A 22,712-nucleotide genomic window follows, 5' to 3' on the forward strand; every position below is an offset into this window, starting at 1 on the left:
GCGGGGCAAATCACCCGCCGTAGGTTGCGCGCCCGGCTGTCCGGATGTCGCGGCCGATCAGGCCTGCTTGCGCTCGATCAGGCTGCGGCGGATCTTGCGGCCGCGTTCGACCTTGTCCTCGATGTAGGCGGCATCGCCCCAGCGCACGGCACGCGCCATGGCCTGCGCGTCCTCCATGAAGCGCTGCAGCATTTCCAGCAGTGCCTCGCGGTTGTTGAGGAAAACGTCGCGCCACATCACCGGGTCCGATGCCGCGATGCGGGTGAAGTCGCGGAACCCGGAGGCGGCGAAGTTTACCACCTCCTGGCGGCTTTCATCCGCCAGATCATCGGCGGTACCGCAGATGGTGAATGCGATCAGATGCGGCAGGTGCGAAACGATCGCCAGCACCCGGTCGTGATGAGCGGGTTCCATCCGTTCGGTCTCTGCCCCGCAGCGCCGCCACAGTTCCTCGATTTTGGCGATCGCCGCCTCGTCGGTATCGGGAACCGGGGTCAGCAAGGTCCAGCGCCCCTGGAACAGCTCGACGAAACCCGAATCGGGTCCGGAATGTTCGGTGCCAGCGATCGGGTGGGCGGGCACGAAATGCACTCCGGCCGGCACCAGCGGGCCGACATCGCGGATCACCGACTGCTTGGTCGATCCCACATCGGTCAAGACCGCCCCCGGCGCCAGATGCGGCGCAATCCTGGCGGCGAGGTCGGCAAACGCACCGACCGGGGCGCACAGCATCACGCAGTCCGCGCCCTTGACCGCCTCGGCCGGATCGAGTTCTACCCGATCGGCGATGCCAAGCTCCACCACCCGGTCCAGGGTCTTGCGGGTGCGAGCGTTGACGACGACTTCCGCCGCGATGTCGCCGCGAAGGCGCGCGATGCGGGCGACTGAGGACCCGATCAGTCCCACGCCCAGCAGTGCGAGCCGCTTGAAAACCGGATCAGCCACGGGCTTGCCGGGTGAATTCGGCGAAGGCATCGACCACCAGGCCGACTTCGTCGGCTGTGCCGACGGTGACCCGCAGACAGTGCGGCAGTCCGTAGCCGCCGACCTTGCGAACGATGATGCCGTTGGCACGCAGGAACGCATCAGCCGCGTTCGCGGCCTGGGTGGTCGCCAGGTCGACCAGCACGAAATTGGCCTCGCTGGGCCAGACCTTGAGTCCGGCTGCCTCGATCCCGGCCGCCAGCTTCGGCCGGTATTCGGCGTTATGCGCACAGCCTTTCTCAACCCAGCCCGGTTCGCCCAGCGCGGCGATCGCAGCGGCCTGCGCGGCGACCGAGACGTTGAACGGTCCGCGCACCCGATTCAGCACGTCGACAATGGCCGGCGGCGCGTAGCACCAACCGATGCGCATCCCGCCCAGGCCGAAAATCTTGGAGAACGTACGGGTCATCACCGTGTTGGCGGTGGAGTCCACCAGTTTGACGCCGGCGTCGTAGGCGGGGCGGGTCACGTATTCGGCGTACGCCGCGTCGAGCACCAGCAGCACCTCGGGCGGCAACGCGGCGCGAAACCGGGCGACGTCCGCAGCCGGCACCATCGATCCGGTCGGATTGTTCGGATTGGCCAGGAAGATCAACCGTGTGGCCGGAGACACCGCTGCCAGCATGGCATCCAGGTCGGCGGTCAGATGCCGCTCTGGCACTTTGATCACGCGGCTGCCGGCGTAGGTCCCGGCGATATGATAGATGGAAAACCCATGCGCTGACATGATGATGTCGCGTCCTGGGCCGCCATAGGACAGGCAGAACTGGTACAACAGGTCGTCGGACCCGGCGCCACAGACGATCCTGGCGGGATCCAGGCCCCATCTCTTTCCAAGTGCCGCACGCAGGGGGTCGGCGGCGCCATCGGGATAGCGGTATGCCTCGGCGGCCGTCGCAACAATTGCCGCCCGAGCCGCAGGTGGCACGCCGAACGCGCCCTCGTTCGACGACAGCTTCACCGTCCGGTTCGCGCCCGGCAGTTCCGATTCGCCGGCAACATAGGGCTCGATGCGCAGTATTTCCGCGCGCGGGGCTGGGCTGTTCACCGAACCGGCATCCCGACCGGCAGCGCGTAACATCCCAGCACGATCGGACGACGCGGCAGGGGGCGCAGTTCGGCCAGCCGAGGGTCATCGTCGTTGAGGTGACCCTCGACCTCGACGAGGACATCGGCGATCGATGATCCCGGGTGGCGGTGCACCAGCATCGACTGCTGCGTCAGTCCGGCCTTCGACATCGCGCTGTACAGCTTAGCCGGGGTGAGGTCGCCATCGCACTGCAAACCGACGAAGGAGTGATCCGTGCCACTGGCGTCGGCGGGGGTTGCGGCCACCACCAGGGCCTGCTCCACGGGTGCTCCATCCGGACGCGGCGCCCAGAACGGCATGCGGGCGATGATGTGCAGCTTCGGTTGCCGGCGCAGCAGGGCCACCCACCAGGTTTCAATTTCCGATGGATACTTCAGCACCGCCACCGAGGCGATTCGCTCACTGACATCCTGCAGGGCCTGATCGGCGGTGGTACGTGTGCGCAATGGTGTCAGCGCGCCGAAGTGCTCGCGCGCAAGTTGTGTCAATGAGGCTGCCTGATGGTCATCGCAGACGGAGAGTGAAAATCCGCCTTGCATGGCGGTTGTGCCGGCCAGCAGCTCGCGCCAGATCCGCACCACGGCGGCGGATGGCAGCGCGCCTCGATGGCGGCCCAGCAGCCGCCGGATGATCGAGGCTTCGCGTCCCGGCCGGAACGCCGCCGGCTTGGCCGAGCGGGCAACGTATTCGACGATGCCTGCGCGTTCCATCAGCAGGTCGTGCAGCGTGTTGTCGATGCGGTCGAGTTCGGCTCGCAGGGCAGGCAGATCACCGCTGCGCCAGCCGTCCACCGGAGCGGGTTCGGCGGCATCGGCGACAGTCGGGACGGACGCAGCGGGCGAAACATCAGCGGTCGGTACGGAACTGGGCATTATTCTCGCCGTCGGAGTGGGTATCAGACTTAGCGCACGATCGCGCCGGGCGGAACGTCCGCGACGGAGGATGGTGCGATCGAACAAGTGGGTGAACCAGGATCAGCGCGTGCGGTTGGGCGGCAACGGTCTAGCGGATGCGCATCAGTCTGCAAACCCATTCGGCCCACACCCATTCGGCCCACACCCATTCGGCGAAGGCCGTCGGTGCCCGGTTGCGAGCGGCGGCGGCAGGTCCTATGCAATCGCCGCGATGGATCAGCCAACCACCCGCGCGGACCCGGTGGAAACCGACCGTCACAGCCACGTCACATTCGATGATGGGATCATGCTGGAGTGCGGCACGGCGCTGCGCCATCATACCGTCGCCTATCGCACCTATGGCACACTGAACGCGGCACGCTCGAACGCGGTCCTGGTATGTCACGCGCTGACCTTGGACCAGTATGTCGCCGAGGAACACCCGATCACCGGAAAACCGGGCTGGTGGGACAGCGTGGTTGGTCCGGGGCGGCCGCTGGACACCAACCGCCTGTTCGTCATCTGCCCCAATGTGCTCGGCGGCTGCATGGGCAGCACCGGGCCGTTGAGCAATCGCGAACTGGCGGACGGAACCGCGGCCGACGAACCCTGGGGCACCGATTTCCCTCCGGTCACGATCCGCGACATGGTGCACGCGCAGAAACGCCTGATCGAGCATCTGGGGATCGAGCGGCTGTTCGCCGTGATCGGCGGGTCGATGGGCGGCATGCAGGTTCTGCAATGGGCGGCGCTGTATCCCGATTCGGTGTTCGCGGCCCTGCCGATCGCCACCGCATCCTATCACTCGGCGCAGAACATCGCCTTCAACGAGGTCGGGCGTCAGGCGATCTTCGCCGATCCGGATTGGCAGAACGGCCAGTACTGGCGGACCGGTCGGTTTCCCGCCCGTGGGCTGGCGGTCGCCAGGATGTGCGCGCATATCACCTATCTGTCTGAGGAGGCGCTGAGCCGCAAGTTCGGCCGCCGGCTGCAGAACGCGCCCAAGGACAGCACCGAGGCGATCAACCTGTTCGGTGAGATGTTCGAGGTCGAGAGCTATCTGCGTCACCAGGGCAGCACCTTCGTGCAGCGTTTCGATGCCAATAGCTATCTGACGATCACCCGGGCGATGGACTATTTCGACCTCGGCGCCGATGTCGGCGGTGATCTGGCCACCGCGTTCAAGGGATCGCGCACCCGGTTCCTGCTGGCGTCGTTCAGCTCCGACTGGCTGTTCCCGACCGAGGAAAGCCGGTCTGTGGCGCGGGCACTGAACCGCGCCGGCGCCAACGTATCTTTCGTGGAATTTCCAACCGACAAGGGGCACGACGCGTTCCTGCTGGAGGAGCCGGACTTTCATCGCACGCTGGCGGGGTTCCTGCGCGGCTGCGCGATCCATGCCGGGTTGGCCCCAGTGGATGTCGGGGCCGAATGAGCACGCTGGATCCGGTGCGCTTCCTGGCCAAGAACATGCGGGTCGATCTCGCCTTGATCGCCGGCATGATCGCGCCGGGCGCGCGCGTGCTGGATATCGGCTGCGGCGACGGAACACTGATCGACCACCTGTTCCAGACCAAGGGATGCGACGCCCGCGGCATCGAGATCGACATGGCCGAGGTGACCCGGGCGGTGGCGCATGGCCTGCCGGTGATGCACGGCGACGCCGATTTCGACCTGGCGCACTATCCCGACGGTGCGTTCGACTACGTCGTGCTGTCACGAGCCTTGCAGGCGGTGGAAAAGCCCCGTGCGGTGCTGCGCCAGATGCTGCGGATCGGCACCCGCGCGGTCGTCAGCTTCCCGAATTTCGGCCATTGGCTGGTGCGCTGGCAGTTGCTGTCCACAGGCCGGATGCCGATGACCGCGACCTGGGACCGGCCGTGGCACGAAACCCCAAACATCCACCCCTGCACGATCCGCGATTTCTTCGTGCTGTGTGAGGAAGAGGGCTATGTCGTGGAAGCCTGGCTGGCCGCCGACGATGGCGGACGGCGGTTGCCGTGGCGCCGGTTCTCCTGGCTCGCCAACCTGTTCGGTGAACAAGGGGTGTTCCTGCTGAGGCACCGATAGGGACCTGGGAATGGTGCTGATCGGGTCGCGGCGGATGGATGCTCTGGCGTCCCGGCCACCCCGGCGGCGGTCTCGGCGCATTCGGTTCGCGGTGCTGATCTCGCTGCTGGTTCACGTGGTGATCGGCGTGCTGCTACTGGTGACGGTGCGGCGGGAAGAAAAGTCGGAGTTGCTGCCCCCGCCCTCGGCGGTGACGATGCTGTTCGACACCGGACGCAAGACCGGGCCGACACTGCCGAACCCGCAGCTTCAGGCCAAGCCATCGACCCCGTCGAAGGTGGCTCCGAAGGCGCAGCCGCTGCCGCTGCCCCCGGAGCCGCCACCGGAACCGTCGCCGTCTGCACCGACACCGCCGGCGCCTACACCACCTGTGCCGACGCCACCTGCGCCGACGCCACCTGCGCCGACGCCACCTACGACAGAGCCGACGCCTGCGGTTCCGGCACCGACGCCGTCTGTCCCGGTGCCGCCGTCACCGGCTGCCCCAAGGCCGCATGTTCCGATACCGCAATCAACGTCGGAGCCGGCTCTGGTTCTGCCGCCGCCAGCGGTCGAGCCGGCACCGCCGGCGGCCAGGCCGTCGCCGATACCAAAGTCGCCCCCGGTTCGACCGCCGCCGCGACAGGCGACGCCGCAAAAGCCGTCGAATTTCCCGGCGCCGATGAATTTCAGTTTCGGCACGCCGCGGCTGGCGTTGCGCTCGTCGAACCGGACGCGGCCGGCACCCCATATCCCGGGAACCATCGACATGTCGCTAGGGCCGGCGTCCCGCGGCGCGGCGGACGATACGCCGTTCTCGGACCGAGATCAGGATCGCGAAGGTGCCGACTGGCGCAACGCGCTAAGCCGATGGGTCGCCGAACACGCGTATTATCCGATGGAGGCGCGGCGTGACGGTGAAGAGGGCGACGCCAAGGTCCGCGTCGTCGCCGATCCGAACGGGCGCGTCAAAATGGTCGAGTTGATCGGGAAGTCGGGTTCGATGTGGTTGGATCTGGCTCTGCTGGCACTGTTCCGTGATCAGAATATTCCGCCGTTGCCGTACGGCACCAAAGAGCCGATCGACTTCAACTTCACCATGCACTATGTGTTGATCCGGCCGCGGTAGGCTCAGTTATTTCGATTCTATACCATAACGTTCTCAGCCAGCAGCGGATCAGGCTGCCGGCAGCAGGTTGGTCTGCGCGAAGTCATAGCCCCTGGACAGCAGCGGAGCATGCTCCTTGGCGACTTCGTAGGACGCGCACTCGCCGAGGTTGAGTAAGTCGGGATGGCGGCCCTTGCGATAACGCAAGAAGGCGTCTCTCGCGGCGCGCGCATCGGGCAAGGCGGCGCGGCGCCTGCGAACTGCATCGGGAATCAATTCGGCTCCGGCATTCTCCAGCACCTGTCAGACAGCCGAGGATAGCCGGTGTGACGCGCGAAGATGCAATTGCCGCCTCGAGGCGGCGGATCGTGACGCCAGAGACATGACCCCACTTGGCCAGATCTGTCTGTTCCAGACGCAGGAGGGCGCGGGCGGCGCTGATTGGCTGGGGCGAGATCAGCATGAGCGAAACATATCAGGCCGAGCGTTGTTGATCGATGGCCCGGCATTTCACGACTAAGCCGCCTCGGCGAGCACCAGTCTCCGGCGCGGCACCGCTTGCAGCGGCATCGCCGCGTAGACATCCTTGACCGCCTCGGTCAGGGTAACGCCGGCGAAGCCAGGCATCATTCTACGTCCGGCGCGTTCGAACAGCGGGCTGCTCCGCAAGACCACACGCAATCGTGATGGCGGCATCCACAATGCTGCGTCACGCCGCTCGACCCGAAACAGGCCGCCGGCGAGGAGCCGGCCAAGCTGACCGGTGGAGTACGGCAGGCCATGGCCGAACGGCGTGCTTTCGCGGTAGGCCCACATGCCGCTGCGGTTCGGCGCCACGATCAGCAACCGCCCGTCGTCCTTCAGCACCCGCCAGGCTTCACGCAGCAGCCGGCGCGCATTCTCGGCCATTTCGAGGCCATGCACGAGCAAGATGCGGTCGAAGGTCAGGTCACCGAACGGCAGACAGTCTTCTTCCGCCGCGCAGGACAGGTTCGGCATGCCCGGCGGCCATCGGGCGGCGCCCATTTGCGCCGGCGTCAGCGCGACGCAACGTGCCGCCTGGTCGCGCCACAGCCGCAGGTAGGGCATGGCGTACCCGATGCCGAGCACGGCCTCGTGCGGGGCGGCGGGCCACATCGCCAGCAGTCGCTCACGCAATACCCGTGCGGTTACGGCGCCACGGGCCGAGCCGTAGAACTCCGCCGCAAGATGTGCATCCGCTGTCATATCCATACTATAACACGTCAAGCGGTTTTCGATCGAATGAACGAATGCTAGGGTCCATCATGACAATCACAGCATCCCCGGTCCCCATCCTGAGAGACAACTACGCCTGGCTGCTGCGCGACAGCGGTACTGGCGCCACCGCGATCGTCGATCCGGCTGACGCCCGACCGATCATCGAAGCGCTGGAAAAGGCCGGTGGGCGGCTGGACATGATCCTGTTGACCCACCATCACGACGACCACATCGCTGGCGTCGATGAGGTCCGCGCCCGGTTCAAATGTCCGGTTGTGGGTGCCGCGGCGGACCAGCACAGGCTGCCGAAACTGGATGAGGCGCTGCGGGAGGGCGACACCGTCCGGTTGGGCGATGCGACCGGGCAAGTGATCGATACCCCCGGCCACACGCGCGGCCAGATCAATTTCTTCTTCCCGGACGGCGATATCCTGCTGTCGGGTGATACGTTGTTCAGTCTGGGTTGCGGACGCCTGATCGAGGGCACACCGCAAGAAATGTATGCCAGCCTGCGCAAGCTAGCCGCGCTGCCGGCCGACACCAAGGTCTGCTGCGGTCATGAATACACTGAAAGCAATGCTCGGTTTGCTCTCGCAGTCGATCCGAAGAACGCCAAGTTGCACGACTTCGTCGCCAAGGTGGAGCAGTTGCGTGCCGCCGGCCAGCCTAGCGTGCCGTCGGTGCTTGGTGACGAAATGAAGGCAAATCCTTTTCTTTTGGCGCCCGACGCCGCAAGTTTCGCGACATTGCGGGCGAAGAAGGATAGTTTCTAGTGTCCCGAGTCCGAAGTTCGCGATATCAGGCGGGCATCGGCCTTGTGGCACCGGCACTTTGTTTTCAGAGGTCTGCTGATCCAGTACGTCCGCCGCGGAATTCGGCGAACTTCTGGGGCGGGACACCAGGGCCTCGGGGTCCTACGTTTGCCGTTTCCCGCGCGGTGCCCCCGGTTCGATGGTTTCAATGGGCTTTGCCTGCGTCCGCCGCATTGTGCGGCGAATCCCGCAGGCAGAACATCAAGGAGTCGATCGGCTGTGAAGCTCTATTATTCACCGACCAGTCCATATGTTCGGAAGGTCGTCGCGTGTGCAATATTTCGCGGCCTGGACGGCCGGATCGAGAAGCATACGACCAACCCGCATGCCTCGCCGGCCGACCTGGTCGCGGACAATCCGTTATCGAAGGTGCCTTGCCTGATCACCGATGATGGATTGTCGCTGTTCGGCAGTCAGGTGATCTGCGAATATCTGGACAGCCTGGGTGAGGAGCTACCGCTATTCCCCGCCCATGGTGCTCCGCGCTGGCGGGCACTGATGTTTCAGTCGCTGGGCGACGGCATCCTGGACGCCGCCGTGCCGTGTCGGGGCGAGCAGGGCAGGCCGCAGGAGGCGGCCCGCGATGCCCAGATTGCCCGCTATAAGATGGCGATCGGCCGAGCAGTCGATACGCTTGAGGCGGATCCGCCGCACAAGCACATCGACATCGGCTCGATCACTGTCGGCTGCGCGCTTGGTTATCTGGACTTTCGTTTTGCATCAGACGAGTGGCGAAACAGCCACGCGAAGTTGTCCGCCTGGTATGAGGCGTTCGCCGAGAACCAGGGCATGGCGCAGACTGCCCCAGCGTAGTTGGTCTACGACCGGCGCTTGTCGGCGTTGCCCCGGATCATCTGATCCGTCCGGCCGGCGGCTTCGTTGACCAATTGTGTGATGAGCGAAGCCTCGGGCAGGTCGCGCCAGAAGTGTTTGGGCATATGCCTTTGCATCATCCGAGCGTTGGACCGCGCCGGGTTGAAGATGGCGGCGTAGTAGCGGCGCCACCACTCCTCCACCGCGTCGTTCGAAGACCCATCCTCGCGGCGCAGGCCCGGGGCGAAGCGTTGGGCGTGGCGGTCCCAATGCAGTGTCAGGTCCGGCGTCAGGATGGAAAATCGCATGTTGGCGAAGCGGTCGATGAAGAAGGCGGACGTGCGTCGCAGGACGCGATGGCGGGGCTGGTACCATGCAATATAGAGTTCGTCGTCGTTTTCCCGAACCATGCGAAACCGCAGAAACGCCGTCATCCGGTGTTGATCGTGTCTGACCGCGTCCGCCATCCGCAGCAGCCGATGCATCAGCGGATCGGAAACTTGCCGCATGAGCGCGGATTCGCCGCGGTCGAGACGCCACAACGCCTGATACAGCAGGGACCAGCGCTGGTCATCGCGATGGCAGATGACGGCCGACGCAAGCGTGACGAAGGATCGCGGGACGGCGGCGATCCTTTCGCCCTGGGGCAGTGCTCGTTGAAATAGCGATTCGGTTTGCCCGCTGCTCCATGCAACGCCGGCGGGTGCAACTCCGGCCGCCAGAAGCCGGCGCGCGATGCTACGGAATTCGTCGAGATCGTCGGGCCGTTGGACGATTGCCGCGTAGATCATCCGAACAGCGAAAGCTGCGCCGGCCGCGACGTCATGATCGCGGGCAGCCGGGTCCGGTCGAGCAGCCGCACTGGTCGGTGGTCGGCGGCGACGACGAAAGGGAGCAGGCGCTGGACCGAACCGGCCAGTCGCTTCAGGTCGGCCAGGCGCAATCGGCAATGGACCCTGGCGCTCAGCAATCGGCCAACCGAGCGGACACCGAGGCCCGGGACACGCAGCAACACCTCGCGGTCCGCGGTATTGACGTCAACCGGAAAACGATCCTGGTTGCGTAACGCCCAAGCGAGCTTCGGGTCGATCTCGGGGTCCAGCATGTCGTCGCTGGTTCCAGCCAGTATTTCGGCCGCGGAAAATTCGTAGAACCGCATCAGCCAATCGGCCTGATATAGCCGATGCTCACGTTCCAGCGGCGCCGGGCGAGCAGGCAGGGCCCGGCTGGCATCCGGAATCGGCGAGAATGCGGAGTAGTAGATACGTTTCAAACGATACTTTTCGTATAGGCTATTGGCCGCGGTCAGGACCACGGCGTCACTGCTGTTGTCGGCACCGACGATGATCTGGGTGGTTTGCCCCGCCGGCGAAAATTGCGGCGACCTCGGCTCCATTTTGGCATCGGCGATCTGGTGGGCCAGATCGCTCATGGTGCGGTGGATCGACTGGACCTGTTTTTCCGGCGCGAAGCGCCGCAGACCGTCGGTGGTCGGCATCTCGAGATTGATCGACAGCCGATCCGCATAAAGCCCGGCCTGTCGGATCAGGTCGGCACTGGCATCCGGGATGGTCTTGAGATGGATGTATCCCCGGAACGAATGTGTTTCGCGCAATGTCCGTGCGACGCGGACCAGACTTTCCATTGTATAATCCGAGGAACGAATGATTCCGGACGAAAGAAACAGACCCTCGATGTAATTACGCTGATAAAACGCAAGCGTCAGGTTGACGACCTCGTCCACGGTGAAGCGGGTGCGCCGCACGTTCGAGGATTGTCGGTTGATGCAATACAGGCAGTCATACACGCAGGCGTTGGTCAGCAGAATTTTAAGCAACGAGACACAGCGCCCGTCAGGCGTGTACGAATGACAGATACCATTTCCGGTGCTCGATCCCAAACCCGCGCCGTCGCGGGAATTTCGCTTCGGTGCCCCTGACGATGCGCACGAGGCGTCATATTTCGCCGCGTCGGCCAGGATCGCCAACTTATCCATGATCGGAAGCGCCGATGATTGGGTAGACGTCACGTTCTTGGTATGTTCGAAAATGGCAAGGCCGTCAAGCGCTGTTTCCATGCTTGACCGATGGCTTGATCGACGAACCGGGACGACCGAAAACACCGGACAAGCGGCGCCGAGCATATCGGTGCTGGGTGCAGGGGTCTCGAAGGTCGACGACGTGGGGTCGGCAAGCGCGGTCGGTCAGCGGTTGCGTCCGCGGCCTGTCTTGGCTTGCAGCGCATCGATCATCTTGGACGCCTCGGCCTTGGTCAGTCCGGGGTCGAAGGTTTCGCCCGCCTCCTCGCACAGGGTCTTCAGATAAGAGGCCTGCGCGCCGGTCATGGTCTCGGATCCGGTGGTCCAATCATCGGGGTCTTTCTCCGCGTTGGACGGGGTCGCGGGATCGTTGATGGCTTTTGGGTTTTCGCTCATGAAGCCGCAACGCGGCCGATCTCTCTTTGTTCCCCAGTTTCATCTGTTGCCGCGGATTTAATATTCGAATTGATAGGTCAGCCCGACGCTCGCGGCGTCGGCGCTGCTGGTCGCGCCGGTTGCCGAGGTCGATCCGGAACCCGCGGTCGTTTCCAGTTTCAGACCCTTGGTGATATCCACCTGCACCGTCGCCTGCGTGCCACTTCCCGACGCACTCTGCTTGGCGCCCAGGTAGACGCCGCGTGTCAGATAGCGTCCCGCCTCCAGCGTCGGGCTTCCAGTGCTGCTGCTGCCGACCGACAGTCGATCGAGGCCGAACGTGGTGCGCAGGCTCTCCAGCGGATCAAACCCCGAGGTCGCCCCCGACAGTGAGGCCAGCGCCGCGGCGATCTGGGCAAGCTGCAGCGGGCTCAGCTTCGAGGTGCTGGTGCCGAACAGAAGCTGCGACAGGATCTCGTCCTGCGGCATGTCGGGCACGCTCGACAAGGTTATCTTCGGGTCCTTGGCGCTGCCGCTGACCGTCAGGGTGGCGACGATCGTCGCGGTGGTCGAATTCGCCACGAAATGCACCGATGGATTGGCAAGGCCGCCGCCGCTGAAGTCGATAGTGCCCTCGGAGAAATTCAACGTGGTGCCGATCACGCTCAGCGTGCCCCGCCGCAGGTGCAGTCCGCCATCGGGAACCGGTTTCGCCGCGGTGCCGCGGATGTGGATGACCCCGCCAAGCTCGGCGTCCAGGCCACGTCCGCGGATGAACACCTGCTCCGGCGCATCCAGGGTCAGGTTGAGCGCGATCCTGGATTGCGATTCGGTCTCCGGCGGCGGAGGCGGCGGCGCATTGGCGTCTCGCACCGGCAGCACCGCGACGCTGGGCGGCAGCTTGTCCGGAACGCGGATATCGGCGCGCCGGACATGCACCGTGCCGCCAGCCCGCAGATCGCCCATGACGTCGCCCTGCACCGTCAGATTGGCATCGATCAAAGCGGTGATCAGATCGCTGGACAGCGGACGAGCATTATCGGCGGTGAAATGCAGATCGACCGGCATGGACCCCGCCAGGCTGATCGAGCCGCTGCCGCCCAGCGTGCCCGGACCGGCCTTGCCGCTGAACCGGGTCAGCCGGATGGTATCGCCGGTCGCCTGAACCAGCGCTGCCAGATTGGTGACATGGGCGCCGAGCACATAGTCCGTCACATCGCCGTTGCTGAGTTGGGCGGTTCCGTTGACCCGTGGCGCCGACGTGGTTCCAGTCACCGTGGCATTCAGATTGACCTCGCCGCGCGCCCGCCGGCCTTGCGCGGTCAGCAGCGGATTGAGCATCGCCAGATCGACATGGCCGTCGGTCTTCAGATCGAGAGGGCCACCTTGTGACAAAGGCGCCGACCCGGTGATCGAGACGTGCGACGGCCCCGCCGTCAGCCGAGTGTCGAGCTGGGCCGAGGTGCCGTGCAGGTCGGCCCTTGCCACCAAATTGGCGGCGGGCAGCGCCTGCCCGGGCCCCTGGCGCTGTCGCACGCCTGTCGCGGTGAGCTTGATGGTGCCCTCCGGCCGAATACTGGTGCCGGTCAATCTGGCGTCCGCCGCGATCACCCCATCGGCGGCGTAGGCGGGATCAATGATGCTGCCGACATCGGCCGGCAAGTTGCGCAGCGAGGCGGTCAGGTCGAGCTTGGACCCGGCGCTGCCAGCCACCGTCAACACCGCCTGACGAAAGCCGAGGCGCAGGTGATCCATCGAAACACCGTCGGCAAAGGCAAATTTCGCCGGGGCGAGCAGATGCAGTGTTTGCTGTTTCCAGATGGCTTCCATTCTAGCCAGGGCCAAGGTCTTGGCGGTCGCATCCAGGGTGCCCGCGGTGTTCAGTTTCGCCGGGCCGCCGGCGAGGTCTGGCGAATCGGCCACGAGGGTAAGGCCGACCGCGTCCATCGGGCCTTTGGCGGTAGCTTTCGCTGACACCGACCGGGCAGGGCCGGCTGACACGCCATCGGCGGTAAGGATGCCGTCCAGGGCAGGATGTCCGTTCGGATCGGTAACCGTGGCGTTCAGCACCGCCCGGCTGATCGCCGCCGTTCCCGGCAGCGCCGCGTCGCGCACCGTCAGCAGCAGTTTTGCCCGCTTGTCGTCGGAATCGAGCGTGGCATTGGCCTGCCCGGTCAACGTCCGACCCAGCAGCGGCTGCAGGTCAGCAAGCCGACCAAGATCCACCTTAAGGTTTCCGGTGGGCACCACCGCCGGCGGGGTCAAGCTGGCGGTGCCGGAGGCCTGCAGCGATTTCCAGGACGCCTTGGCGATGTTCACCTTGGCCGCCCCGTCGGCCTCCTCGGCGGTTAGCGCCAGGGTCAGCGGCGCATCCAGCAGCGTGCCATCGGCATCCACGCTGGCACGTGGCCGGCTGGGCAGTCCGGTCGCATCGACCTTGGCGGTGATATGGCTTGGGGTGTAGCCCTTCGCCGTCAGATCGGCGCCGATATCGGCCTGCACGGCCAGATCGTTCAGCTTGCCGCCGGCGTGCCCCTTGGCGTCGACGCGGCCCGCCAGGCTGGGCGTGACAGCGGCCAGGTCGGCCAGCGCCACCGTCCAATCGGCGTTGACCGTCTGATCGGACAGCCCGCCCCGAGCGGTCACCGCCAGCGCCTTGCCGTTCACCGCCAGCCGGGACAGCGTGATGTCCTGGTCATGCATCGATGCCGCCAAATCGATGCTGGCGTTGTCGCCGATCAGTGCGGGGGCCGGGGCCTGGCCACCGGTAATCGCGACCCGGCCCTTCACGGCCGCGGTGGTTGTGCCGCCCTGCGTCGCGGCCTGGATATCGAGATCGGTGTGGCCGGCAATGTCGATGCCCGCGGCTGCCGCGAGGGGCGCCAGGTCGGGCAGCACCAAATGCGCCTGGAGCTGTCGCGCGGCCCCGGTGTTCGCGGTTCCGTCGAGCGCGACCAGGGCGTGGCGCAATTTGAAGCTCACCGGTCGATCCGGTTCATCGAGCCGGGCGGACGCATCCAGGATCACCGGGTCGGCCGCGAACAGGTCCGGCTTCGGGCCCGGCACGTGCAGGTCCCGCACCGTTGCGTGCAGCCGGACCGCGCCCGAATTGCCGGTGACATCGGCGGCCAGCGAACCGATGCGCGCCCCGCCGGCTTCGAGCGAATCGATTTTGACCGTGCCGTTCGCGTCCGGCTTGGTGAACGGACCATGCACCGTTGCGTCCAACAGCACCGATTGCCACGAGATCCCGGCGGCCGGCGCCATTGCCGGCGCCTGCGCCTTGACCGCCAGATCCGCCGCCTCGTGGTCCAGATCGACCGAACCCGACGCCGACGCGGCAAGCTTCCCGGCGGTTATTCCCACTTTCGTGCCCAAGGCATCGCGCGGGCCATTGACCGAGGCCTCGATCTTGATCGCACCGAGATCGGGCAGATGGGCGGCGCTGGAGATCAGCCCCTTGGCAGGCTCATCGGCGTTCAGCGTGGCGCGAATATCGTCCGGGGTGACCCGCCCGTTGACCGCATAGTGGCCCGGACTGTCCAGCCGCCGGACATCGAGTTGCACCGTCCCCTGGGTCAAGGTCGGCAGGTCGGCCGCCCCGTCCACCGCCAGTGTGGCAGCCACTCCGGCGACCGGGGCACCGATTACTGCCTGATCGATGTGCAAGTGGCGCACATCGACCCGCACCGGCAAACTGAACGAACCGCTGCTGGTCGTCTTGCTTTCAGACTGTGGCAGCCGGGTAAAATCCACCCGGTCGGCCTGCAGCCGGTCGACCTGAGCGGTCCGCTGCAGCAGCTTCAGCGGCGACCAGTCGAGCACCAGATTCGAAACCGTGACGTAGGGGCCCTTGGCATCCGATATCTGGATCTGACCAACACGCAGCGCATCCGGGAAGCGGCCGGCCAGACCCTGCAGCCGCACCATGCCGCCGGTCAGGCTGGCGGTCTGGTTCTCGATCAAGCGACGGCCAGGATCGACATTGGCGATCAGCAGCACAAGGACAACCAGAACCACCGGCAGTGCCAGCAGCACCAGGGCGATTCCCGCCAGCCATTTCAGCACGCGGCGGGTCAAAAAGCCTGTCCGATGCCGATATAGACCTCGAACGAGTCACCGCCCGGCAGCTTGTTCAGCGGAACCGCGAAGTCCAGCCGGATCGGCCCGATCGGGGTGTAGTAGCGGGCTCCGACGCCGGCCCCGGCGTGCCAGTTGCCGGCGAACGGCGCGCCGTTGGCGCTGACCTGACCCACGTCCATGAACCCCACGACGCCGTAGCTGCTGAGAATACGCTGCCGCAGCTCGACGGTCCCGGTCGAGATGGCATTGCCCCCGCTTGGGATCCGGTCCGGAAATTGCGGCCCCAGTGTCTGATAGCGGTAGCCGCGCACGGTCGCGCTGCCGCCGGCGTAGAAGCGCTGGTCCGCCGGCACGGCGAAGATGCCGGCACCGGCCACCTGGCCCACCAGGCCACGCAGCGCAAGAATGCTGCGCCCGTCGTTGAAAACGTCGAGATAGGTCGAGGCGGCCAATTGGCCGATCAGGAACCCCGCGCTTGGCGGGCCGATCGAGTAGGTCGGGGTGATCGACAACAAGGCGCGGATACCCTGGGTGGGATCCAGCAGATTGTTGGTACTGTCGTATTTCAGGCTGGCCGGGATACCGGCCAGGTTATAATGCCGCGTCACATCCTCCTGCAGGATCGATTCCTGTTCTCCGGACAGACCCAGACTGGCGGTCCAATACTGCGAGAGTTTACGGTTGATGGCGATCTTCTCCAGCAGCGCGGTCTGGTCGTAGGCCTGCAGGCTTTGCTTGATGGCGTTCAGGTCAAGCTCCAGCGTCTGGTCGCGACGCAGGAAATCGGGCTTGAGGAACTGCGCCCCGGCCGCGTAGCCGGGCCGTACGATCGCGTCGCCACCCGCCTGGTAGGAGGCGGTCAGATTCAGCTGCTCTGCGTTGCCGAACAGGTTGCGATCGTGCCAGCCGGCTGAAAAATTGATGCCGAGATCGGTCGAGTAAGCGACCCCCGCATCCACCGCATGCAACGGCCGCTCGGTGAGGTCGAATTTGATCGGCAGTTGCCCTTCGGCATCCAGCGCCGATGCCGGTATTGCCCGCACCACCGAGAACACGCCGATCGAGGAGAGGTCGATGCGTGCCCGCTCGATTGCCTGCGGGCTGAAATCGTCGCCTTGGTGCAGCAGCAGACGCTTGCGCACAAAGGACTCGTTCATGTGCTTCAAGCCGCTGAACTCGATCGGGCCGATATCGGCCTTCGGACCGGCATCGGGTCGGAAATCCAAATCCAACAAATTCTGGTCCAGGTGCAGGGTGGCAATCGGCACCGGAACCTTGGCCAGCGGATAACCGTCTGAACGCAGCGCATCCAGCAACCGGCCCTGGCCGGCAAGAATCTGTGCCGCCATCGCCGGCTGGCCGGGGGTGAGATCGAGCTGCGGTGGAATATCTGGCGGCACTTTGGTGGAAACCGTTACCGTCCCTAGCTTGAAGCGCGGACCGAGATCGAACGCCACTGCGACCTGCAGAGGCGGTTTCGCCGGAGCGCTGTCGATGATCGCCGAGAGCGCCGGATCATCCAGCCGGTGCCCCGCGATCGTAGTGGTGACCTGGGCCTTGTAGTAGCCGAAGCTATGCAGCGCGGTTTCGAACCGGGCGGCGTCCTGACGAGCCCGTTCGGTGAGCGCGAAGCCCGCGACCGGCGCCGATTTCTGCAGTGAGATCAGGGTCGAACTGCCCTTCAGCGCGGCGTCGAGGGCGCTGTCGCCGGTCGGCTTCAGCGTCACGGCGTAAGGTTGTGGATCGGCGCCTTGAGAGCGCCTGGTCAGCACGATCGCGGTCAAGATGACGAGAAACAAGGCAAGCCACCGCAACACGGCGGGCATCTCTGTCCGAAGGCGGTGCATGAACCCAGCTCTACTCCACAAACATTCGCGCCGGGTTTCGCCCGCCGGTCACGCCCGCGCCATTGTTCCCGCGCCCCCGCGAGGCTATGCCAATCGACATGGTCAATCAGTCGGATCGAAGCGAACGGCCAAGCCGCCTGGACCGGCGATCGAGCCTGCTACCCGATCCAGATCGCATACCGGGATATCTGCTGCAACTGCCAAACGGCCGCGAGGGATGGCTGCTCGCCCGCCGGGTGCGTTGCGTCCGACGCAGCCTGGCGGTCCTGGTCTGGACGCTTCCCGCGATGTTGATCCAGACCGTGTGCCTGATATTGCCAGGGCACGCGAAAGTGGCTTTCGCTCGGTTCTTTTGGGCGATTCTGACCCGCCTGATCGGGATCAAGGTCCGCGTCATCGGCACTGTGGCTGGCCCTGCCGATGGCCGCGCTGTGATGTTTGTGTCCTGCCACTCGTCATGGATCGATATCCCGGTGCTGGGCGGCACGCTGAAGGCGCGGTTTGTCGCCAAGGGTGATGTCGCGGGCTGGCCGGTCATCGGCACCATCGCGCGGCTTGGGAGAACCGTGTTCGTTTCGAGATCGCGTGCGTCCACCGTCAAGGAACTCGATGCCATGCGCCTGTCGCTGACGGCGGGCGACAACCTGATCTTGTTCCCCGAGGGCACCAGCTCGGACGGGTCGCGGGTGCTGCCGTTTCGCACCGCGTTCTTCGCTGTCGCCGCGGCTTCGGCGGCCGACGACCCTGCCTGCCTGCCAATGATCCAGCCGGTGTCGGTGGTGTATGACCGGTTGGGCGGATTGCCGGCCGGGCGGGCCTGCCGCCCGGTTTTTGCCTGGTATGGCGACATGGACATCGCCTCGCATTTCTGGCGCCTGGCGCAATACACCGGGCTGCGCGCGACGATATTGCTGCACGCGCCACTTGACCCAGCCGGCTTCGGCGACCGCAAGGCGCTGGCTCAGGCTGTATGGCAAATCGTTGCGGATGGAGCGTCCGCACTGCGCCAGAACCGCCCGGCGCATCCGTTGAATGTGGCCGCGCAGCCGGCGTCCGGGATGGCCGCCTCGGAGCCGGCTTATGCCCGAACGGTTGAGCCTGATCGTGGGCTGGCGCAGCGAGGGCTGGCGCGGCAATATCCAGGTTAGCTCTCCGGCATATCGAACAATGGCGCGGCCGAGCGCGGCGGCTTCAAATCGAGGTGCTTCCAGCCGGGTTCTCCCAACATCCGGCCTCGGCTGGTGCGGAGCACGAGACCCTCTTGGATAAGGTAGGGCTCGACCACGTCCTCCAGCGTATCGCGTGCCTCGGCCAGAGCGGCGCCCAGGGTTTCGACCCCGACCGGGCCGCCGCCGTGATGTTCGGCGATCCGGCGCAGATACCGCCGGTCCATCGCATCCAGACCGAGACGATCGACCTCCAGCCGGTTCAGCGCGGCATCGGCGACGGCACGATCGACCGGGCTATCACCTTGCACCACGGCGAAATCGCGCACCCGGCGCAGCAGCCGCCCGGCGATGCGCGGCGTCCCCCGCGAGCGGCCGGCGATCTCGGCTGCACCGGCATCCGTCAGTTGCAGGCTGAGCAGGCGGGCGCCGCGGACGATGATCTGGCGCAGTTCTTCCGGCGTGTAGAACACCAGCCGAAGCGGAATGCCGAAGCGGTCGCGCAAGGGCGTGGCCAACAGTCCGGAGCGTGTGGTGGCGCCGACCAGGGTGAATGGCGGCAGGTCGATGCGCACGCTGCGGGCGGCCGGCCCCTCGCCGATGATCAGGTCGAGCTGGAAATCCTCCATCGCCGGGTACAGCACTTCCTCGATTGCCGGCTGCAACCGGTGGATCTCGTCGATGAACAGCACGTCCCTGGGCTGCAGGTTGGTCAGGATCGCCGCGAGATCGCCGGCCTTGGCGATCACCGGACCCGAGGTCGCGCGAAAGCCGACCCCGAGTTCACGCGCCACGATCTGTGCCAGGGTGGTCTTGCCCAGACCGGGCGGCCCATGCAGCAGCACATGATCCAGCGATTCGCCACGCGCCTTCGCGGCCTGGATGAACACCGCAAGATTTTCGCGCGACGCCTGCTGTCCGGTGAAATCGGCCAATGTCTGCGGCCGCAGCGACGCCTCGGGCGCATCGTCCGGCTGGCGGGCGGCGGAAACCTCTCGGTCGTCGGGCTCGGTCATCCCGCGGTTCTCTGCGCCAGTTCCTTCAGGCTGTCACGGATCAGAGCGTCCAGTGTTGCGGTTTCCCCCAGCCGTTCAAGCACACGGGCAACGGCCGGTTGGGCTTCGGCGCGCCGGTATCCCAGGTTGAGCAATGCCGACAGCGCGTCGTCGGCCGGCGTCGCGGCCGTTATCGGGGTATAGATGACGCCGCTTGGTGCCGGCATGGTGCCGGTCTTGTCCTTCAACTCGGTCAGCAGACGAACCGCCAGCCGCGGCCCGACGCCCTGTGCCCGGGTCAGGCTGGCCTTGTCGCCGGCGGCAATCGCGCCGACCAGGTCGCGCGGCGACAGCGACGACAGGATGGCCAGCGCCACTCGGCCGCCGACGCCCTGAACCGTGGTCAGCAGGCGGAACCAGTCGCGTTCGGCGGAATCGGCAAAACCGTACAGCACGATGGCGTCCTCGCGCACATGCGTTTCGACCAGCAGCTTGGCGGCGGCCGGTGGTTGCGGCAGCGCCGACAGCGTGCGCGAGGAGGCCTGCACCAGATAGCCGACGCCACCCACATCGATGACGCAGGTGCCGTCGGATAGCGCGTCCACCCGTCCGGTCAGTTGGGCGATCATTCTGCTTCCGGTGTTGCCGAGAGGAGGTTTGGCGATGGCCGCGAATCGGGCCGCGGCCTAGTATACAGTATTGCCGCCGGTTTGTCGGGCTACGTTGCCCTGCTACCGGCGCCCCAGTTCTGCTCGAGGTTTCGTATCAATGCCGGACTGAAATGGCATGCCGCCTGTTCCCGCGCGTAGACGGCGCAATAGCGGCGGAACAGGTCCAGGGGTTCGGCGGCGACGCGGAACGCGCGCCGGTTGCCGATCGCGCCCACCGAACCGGCACTGGACAGCATCGCGACTGTCCGCTCGATCGCTGTATCCATGTCGTCCGGCGGCACGATTTCGTCGCAGATCAAGCGACCTTCCGGACTGTCGCACAGCAGCCGCCGTTCCGCCTGGATCAGTTGCCTTGCCAAGCGCTCGCCGGTGAAGCGGGGCAGCCGGAGGTTGGCGGCGCCGGGGATGATGCCCTCCTTGCGCGCCGGCAACGTCATGAATGCGTCCTCGGCTGCCAGAACGTAATCCATGGTCAGTAGAATCTGGCAATGGCCGCCGATCGCGAAACCCTCGAGCGCGGCGATCCATGGTTTCTCGGTGCCGGCGCCGTTCACGTCGTCGGGCAGCGCGTCCGGGGTTGCGACGCCACGCAGGAATTTGTGCACGAAGCCCAGGTCGCGCTGCAGGTACCACAGGTAGGGGATGGTGCCGTGATACAAATGCGTCAGATTGATCCCGGCGCCGAAGATACGGCGGCCGGCATATTTGGCGTTTTCGACCGGCTGGCCGCGCAGCACCGCGATATCGGTGCCCGGGTCCAGCGTCGCGACGTCCACCGCGATCTCCATCGCGTCGATGGTGCCCTGGTCCTCGGCGTTCAGGTAGCGCGGGTTGCTGCTGAGCAGATGGACCGCACGCCCGCGGCGTTCGACCCGGGCCGGTCCGAGATCGACGAAACCCTGTGCGTCGAGTGTCGCCAGTGCCGCCGCTGCTTCCGGCCGCGCCAGCAGCATGGCGTGACAGAGGTTCGTGCCGCAGCGCGGATGCGCCAGAACATGCGCCAGCAGAAGACTTTGATCGATCTCCAGGCCCTGCTTGTCGTTCAGTTTCAGGGCGTGTTCGGCGGCAAGTTGTTCGTCGTTCGGCACCAGCCCGGGATATTCCTCGGCGGCGCGCCGTAGCAGATCCTCGATGCGCACCAAGCGGCTGAAGCCATCGGTCAAATTGTCATACACCGCCTCGACATTTTCCCGCAGGAACCGCTCCCGCTCGGAACGATCGGTAAACATGGATTTCAATCCTTCGGCCGCAGATCGAGCACCCGCCTGGCCTTGCCCTGCGAACGTTCCAGCGTCCCCGGTTCGACCACGCGCACCTTTGTCGTTACGCCAGCGAATGCCTTGATCGAGTGCTCTGCCTGCTGCTCCAACGTCGCCAGCTCTGCGGCGCTGAGTTTGCCGGCCAGGGAAGCGCGGGTTTCCACAATTACGTCGAGTTCGTCCAGGCTGCCGGGGCGGCGCAGCTCCAGCAGGTAGTGCGGTGCCAGTTCATCCTGCTTGGCCAGGACGGCCTCGATGTTCGAGGGAAACACGTTGACGCCGCGGATGATCAGCATGTCGTCGCTTCGCCCGCTGATCCGATCGATGCGCCGCATTGCCCGCGTCGTCGCCGGAAGCAGCCGCGTCAGATCGCGGGTGCGGTAGCGGATCACCGGCATGCCTTGTTTGGTCAGCGTGGTGATGACCAGTTCGCCGATCTCGCCCTCGGCAACCGGTTCGCTGGACGTCGGATCTATGATCTCGGGGTAGAAATGATCCTCCCAGATCGTCAGCGCATCCTTCGAATCCGCGCATTCCTGCGCCACGCCCGGTCCCATGACCTCGGACAACCCGTAGATGTCGAGCGCCTGCAGATTTAGCCGCCGTTCGAGCTCGCCGCGCATGCCCGCGCCCCACGGTTCGGCGCCGAAAATCCCCAGACGCAAACTGCAATTTCTGGCATCCAGGCCCTGCCGGTCGAATTCGTCGGCGATGGCCAGCATGTAGGACGGCGTGACCATGATGATGTCGGGCGTGAAGTCGTTTATGATCTGCACCTGTCGCTCGGTGAATCCGCCGCTCACCGGAATGACCGCGGCGCCGAGGCACTCGCCGCCGTAGTGCGCACCGAGACCACCGGTGAACAGCCCGTACCCATAGGCCACATGGATCTTGTCCGAGGCTCGGCCGCCCGCGGCACGGATGGATCGAGCCATCAACCGGGACCAGGTTTCGATATCGTGCCTGGTGTAGCCGACCACGGTCGGCTTGCCGGTGGTGCCGCTGGAGGCGTGGATACGAACGATCTGGTCCATCGGCATGGCGAACATGCCGAACGGATAGTTCTGTCGCAGATCATCCTTGCTGGTCAGCGGAAACTTGCCGATATCCTCAAGACCGCGAAGATCGTCGGGATGCACGCCTGCGGCGTCGAACCGCTTCTTGGTGTGCGGCACGTGTTCATAGGCGTGGCGCAGCACATCCCGCATCCGGGCAAGCTGCAACGAGTGCAATTCATCGACGCTTGCGGTCTCGATCGGATCGGCGCCGATAAGATCCGCGTCTGACATT

The 22,712-nt window shown here is 65.5% G+C and carries 20 protein-coding genes; 6 read left to right on the forward strand and 14 right to left on the reverse strand.

Features of this window, described 5'->3' with window-relative positions:
- Window positions 1–57: 57 nt before the first annotated feature.
- The 3 genes from ACQY4Y_RS17640 to ACQY4Y_RS17650 are packed head-to-tail and all read right to left on the reverse strand — an operon-like array spanning window position 58 to window position 2,946.
- Complete coding sequence (locus ACQY4Y_RS17640; protein ID WP_428491894.1) at window positions 58–975, reverse strand: prephenate/arogenate dehydrogenase family protein; 918 nt, start codon at window positions 973–975, stop codon at window positions 58–60.
- Window positions 938–2,032, reverse strand: coding sequence for a histidinol-phosphate transaminase (hisC, locus tag ACQY4Y_RS17645; RefSeq protein WP_428491895.1), 1,095 nt, complete (start codon window positions 2,030–2,032; stop codon window positions 938–940). Before hisC ends, ACQY4Y_RS17640 begins: the two co-directional genes overlap by 38 nt.
- A complete protein-coding gene (locus ACQY4Y_RS17650; RefSeq protein WP_428491896.1) occupies window positions 2,029–2,946 on the reverse strand; it encodes a chorismate mutase in 918 nt (305 codons plus the stop codon). The genes hisC and ACQY4Y_RS17650 overlap by 4 nt, the downstream gene beginning before the upstream one ends.
- Window positions 2,947–3,199: 253 nt before the next feature.
- Between ACQY4Y_RS17650 and metX the strand changes: the two genes are divergently transcribed.
- Genes metX through ACQY4Y_RS17665 form a run of 3 tightly spaced genes read left to right on the forward strand, consistent with a single transcriptional unit; the run spans window position 3,200 to window position 6,145 of the window.
- The gene (gene metX, locus ACQY4Y_RS17655) at window positions 3,200–4,402 is read left to right on the forward strand and encodes a homoserine O-acetyltransferase MetX (RefSeq protein WP_428491897.1); all 1,203 of its coding nucleotides are present in this window, start codon (window positions 3,200–3,202) and stop codon (window positions 4,400–4,402) included.
- A gap of 35 nt (window positions 4,403–4,437) precedes the next feature.
- Complete coding sequence (gene metW, locus ACQY4Y_RS17660) at window positions 4,438–5,037, forward strand: methionine biosynthesis protein MetW (RefSeq protein ID WP_428493664.1); 600 nt, start codon at window positions 4,438–4,440, stop codon at window positions 5,035–5,037.
- A gap of 10 nt (window positions 5,038–5,047) precedes the next feature.
- On the forward strand, window positions 5,048–6,145 hold the full coding sequence (locus ACQY4Y_RS17665) for a TonB family protein (protein ID WP_428491898.1): 1,098 nt from the start codon (window positions 5,048–5,050) through the stop codon (window positions 6,143–6,145).
- A gap of 48 nt (window positions 6,146–6,193) precedes the next feature.
- Here ACQY4Y_RS17665 and ACQY4Y_RS17670 read toward each other — a convergent pair whose 3' ends face one another.
- Together ACQY4Y_RS17670 and ACQY4Y_RS17675 are read right to left on the reverse strand one after the other, a co-directional pair.
- A complete protein-coding gene (locus ACQY4Y_RS17670) occupies window positions 6,194–6,424 on the reverse strand; it encodes a type II toxin-antitoxin system VapC family toxin (protein WP_428491899.1) in 231 nt (76 codons plus the stop codon).
- Window positions 6,425–6,640: 216 nt separating this feature from the next.
- A complete protein-coding gene (locus ACQY4Y_RS17675; RefSeq protein WP_428491900.1) occupies window positions 6,641–7,351 on the reverse strand; it encodes a class I SAM-dependent methyltransferase in 711 nt (236 codons plus the stop codon).
- A 59-nt stretch (window positions 7,352–7,410) separates the two neighbouring features.
- Here ACQY4Y_RS17675 and gloB point away from each other — a divergent pair, with 59 nt between their 5' ends.
- Entirely contained in the window at window positions 7,411–8,136 is a 726-nt protein-coding gene (gloB, locus tag ACQY4Y_RS17680) for a hydroxyacylglutathione hydrolase (protein ID WP_428491901.1), read from the forward strand.
- Between the two features lie 258 nt (window positions 8,137–8,394).
- Window positions 8,395–8,988: a glutathione S-transferase N-terminal domain-containing protein gene (locus ACQY4Y_RS17685; protein ID WP_428491902.1), complete on the forward strand. Its 594-nt coding sequence runs from the start codon at window positions 8,395–8,397 to the stop codon at window positions 8,986–8,988.
- Between the two features lie 5 nt (window positions 8,989–8,993).
- On the opposite strand, the gene ACQY4Y_RS17690 is transcribed toward ACQY4Y_RS17685, so the two are convergent.
- The 5 genes from ACQY4Y_RS17690 to ACQY4Y_RS17710 form a co-directional block, all read right to left on the reverse strand.
- Window positions 8,994–9,779 (reverse strand): TIGR03915 family putative DNA repair protein, encoded by a 786-nt coding sequence (locus tag ACQY4Y_RS17690; RefSeq protein WP_428491903.1) that lies wholly within the window; start codon window positions 9,777–9,779, stop codon window positions 8,994–8,996.
- Complete coding sequence (locus ACQY4Y_RS17695) at window positions 9,776–10,984, reverse strand: putative DNA modification/repair radical SAM protein (protein ID WP_428491904.1); 1,209 nt, start codon at window positions 10,982–10,984, stop codon at window positions 9,776–9,778. Before ACQY4Y_RS17695 ends, ACQY4Y_RS17690 begins: the two co-directional genes overlap by 4 nt.
- A gap of 207 nt (window positions 10,985–11,191) precedes the next feature.
- Window positions 11,192–11,422 carry a DUF3072 domain-containing protein gene (locus ACQY4Y_RS17700; protein ID WP_428491905.1) on the reverse strand — a complete coding sequence of 77 codons (231 nt, stop codon included), beginning with the start codon at window positions 11,420–11,422 and terminating at the stop codon, window positions 11,192–11,194.
- A gap of 57 nt (window positions 11,423–11,479) precedes the next feature.
- Window positions 11,480–15,481 carry a translocation/assembly module TamB domain-containing protein gene (locus ACQY4Y_RS17705; RefSeq protein ID WP_428491906.1) on the reverse strand — a complete coding sequence of 1,334 codons (4,002 nt, stop codon included), beginning with the start codon at window positions 15,479–15,481 and terminating at the stop codon, window positions 11,480–11,482.
- On the reverse strand, window positions 15,478–17,283 hold the full coding sequence (locus ACQY4Y_RS17710) for an autotransporter assembly complex protein TamA (protein WP_428491907.1): 1,806 nt from the start codon (window positions 17,281–17,283) through the stop codon (window positions 15,478–15,480). The genes ACQY4Y_RS17705 and ACQY4Y_RS17710 overlap by 4 nt, the downstream gene beginning before the upstream one ends.
- A 134-nt stretch (window positions 17,284–17,417) precedes the next feature.
- Here ACQY4Y_RS17710 and ACQY4Y_RS17715 point away from each other — a divergent pair, with 134 nt between their 5' ends.
- On the forward strand, window positions 17,418–18,479 hold the full coding sequence (locus ACQY4Y_RS17715) for a lysophospholipid acyltransferase family protein (protein ID WP_428491908.1): 1,062 nt from the start codon (window positions 17,418–17,420) through the stop codon (window positions 18,477–18,479).
- Here ACQY4Y_RS17715 and ruvB read toward each other — a convergent pair.
- The 4 genes from ruvB to paaK all read right to left on the reverse strand — a co-directional run bounded on the left by ruvB (window position 18,476) and on the right by paaK (window position 22,711).
- A complete protein-coding gene (gene ruvB, locus ACQY4Y_RS17720; RefSeq protein ID WP_428491909.1) occupies window positions 18,476–19,513 on the reverse strand; it encodes a Holliday junction branch migration DNA helicase RuvB in 1,038 nt (345 codons plus the stop codon). The genes ACQY4Y_RS17715 and ruvB overlap by 4 nt on opposite strands.
- Entirely contained in the window at window positions 19,510–20,121 is a 612-nt protein-coding gene (gene ruvA / locus ACQY4Y_RS17725) for a Holliday junction branch migration protein RuvA (RefSeq protein ID WP_428491910.1), read from the reverse strand. Before ruvA ends, ruvB begins: the two co-directional genes overlap by 4 nt.
- 89 nt (window positions 20,122–20,210) lie before the next feature.
- Window positions 20,211–21,392 (reverse strand): enoyl-CoA hydratase/isomerase family protein, encoded by a 1,182-nt coding sequence (locus ACQY4Y_RS17730; RefSeq protein ID WP_428491911.1) that lies wholly within the window; start codon window positions 21,390–21,392, stop codon window positions 20,211–20,213.
- 5 nt (window positions 21,393–21,397) lie between these two features.
- Window positions 21,398–22,711 carry a phenylacetate--CoA ligase PaaK gene (paaK, locus tag ACQY4Y_RS17735; protein ID WP_428491912.1) on the reverse strand — a complete coding sequence of 438 codons (1,314 nt, stop codon included), beginning with the start codon at window positions 22,709–22,711 and terminating at the stop codon, window positions 21,398–21,400.
- Window position 22,712 lies beyond the last annotated feature (1 nt).

The organism is Rhodopila sp. (assembly GCF_965277165.1).
GTDB lineage: Bacteria > Pseudomonadota > Alphaproteobacteria > Acetobacterales > Acetobacteraceae > Rhodopila.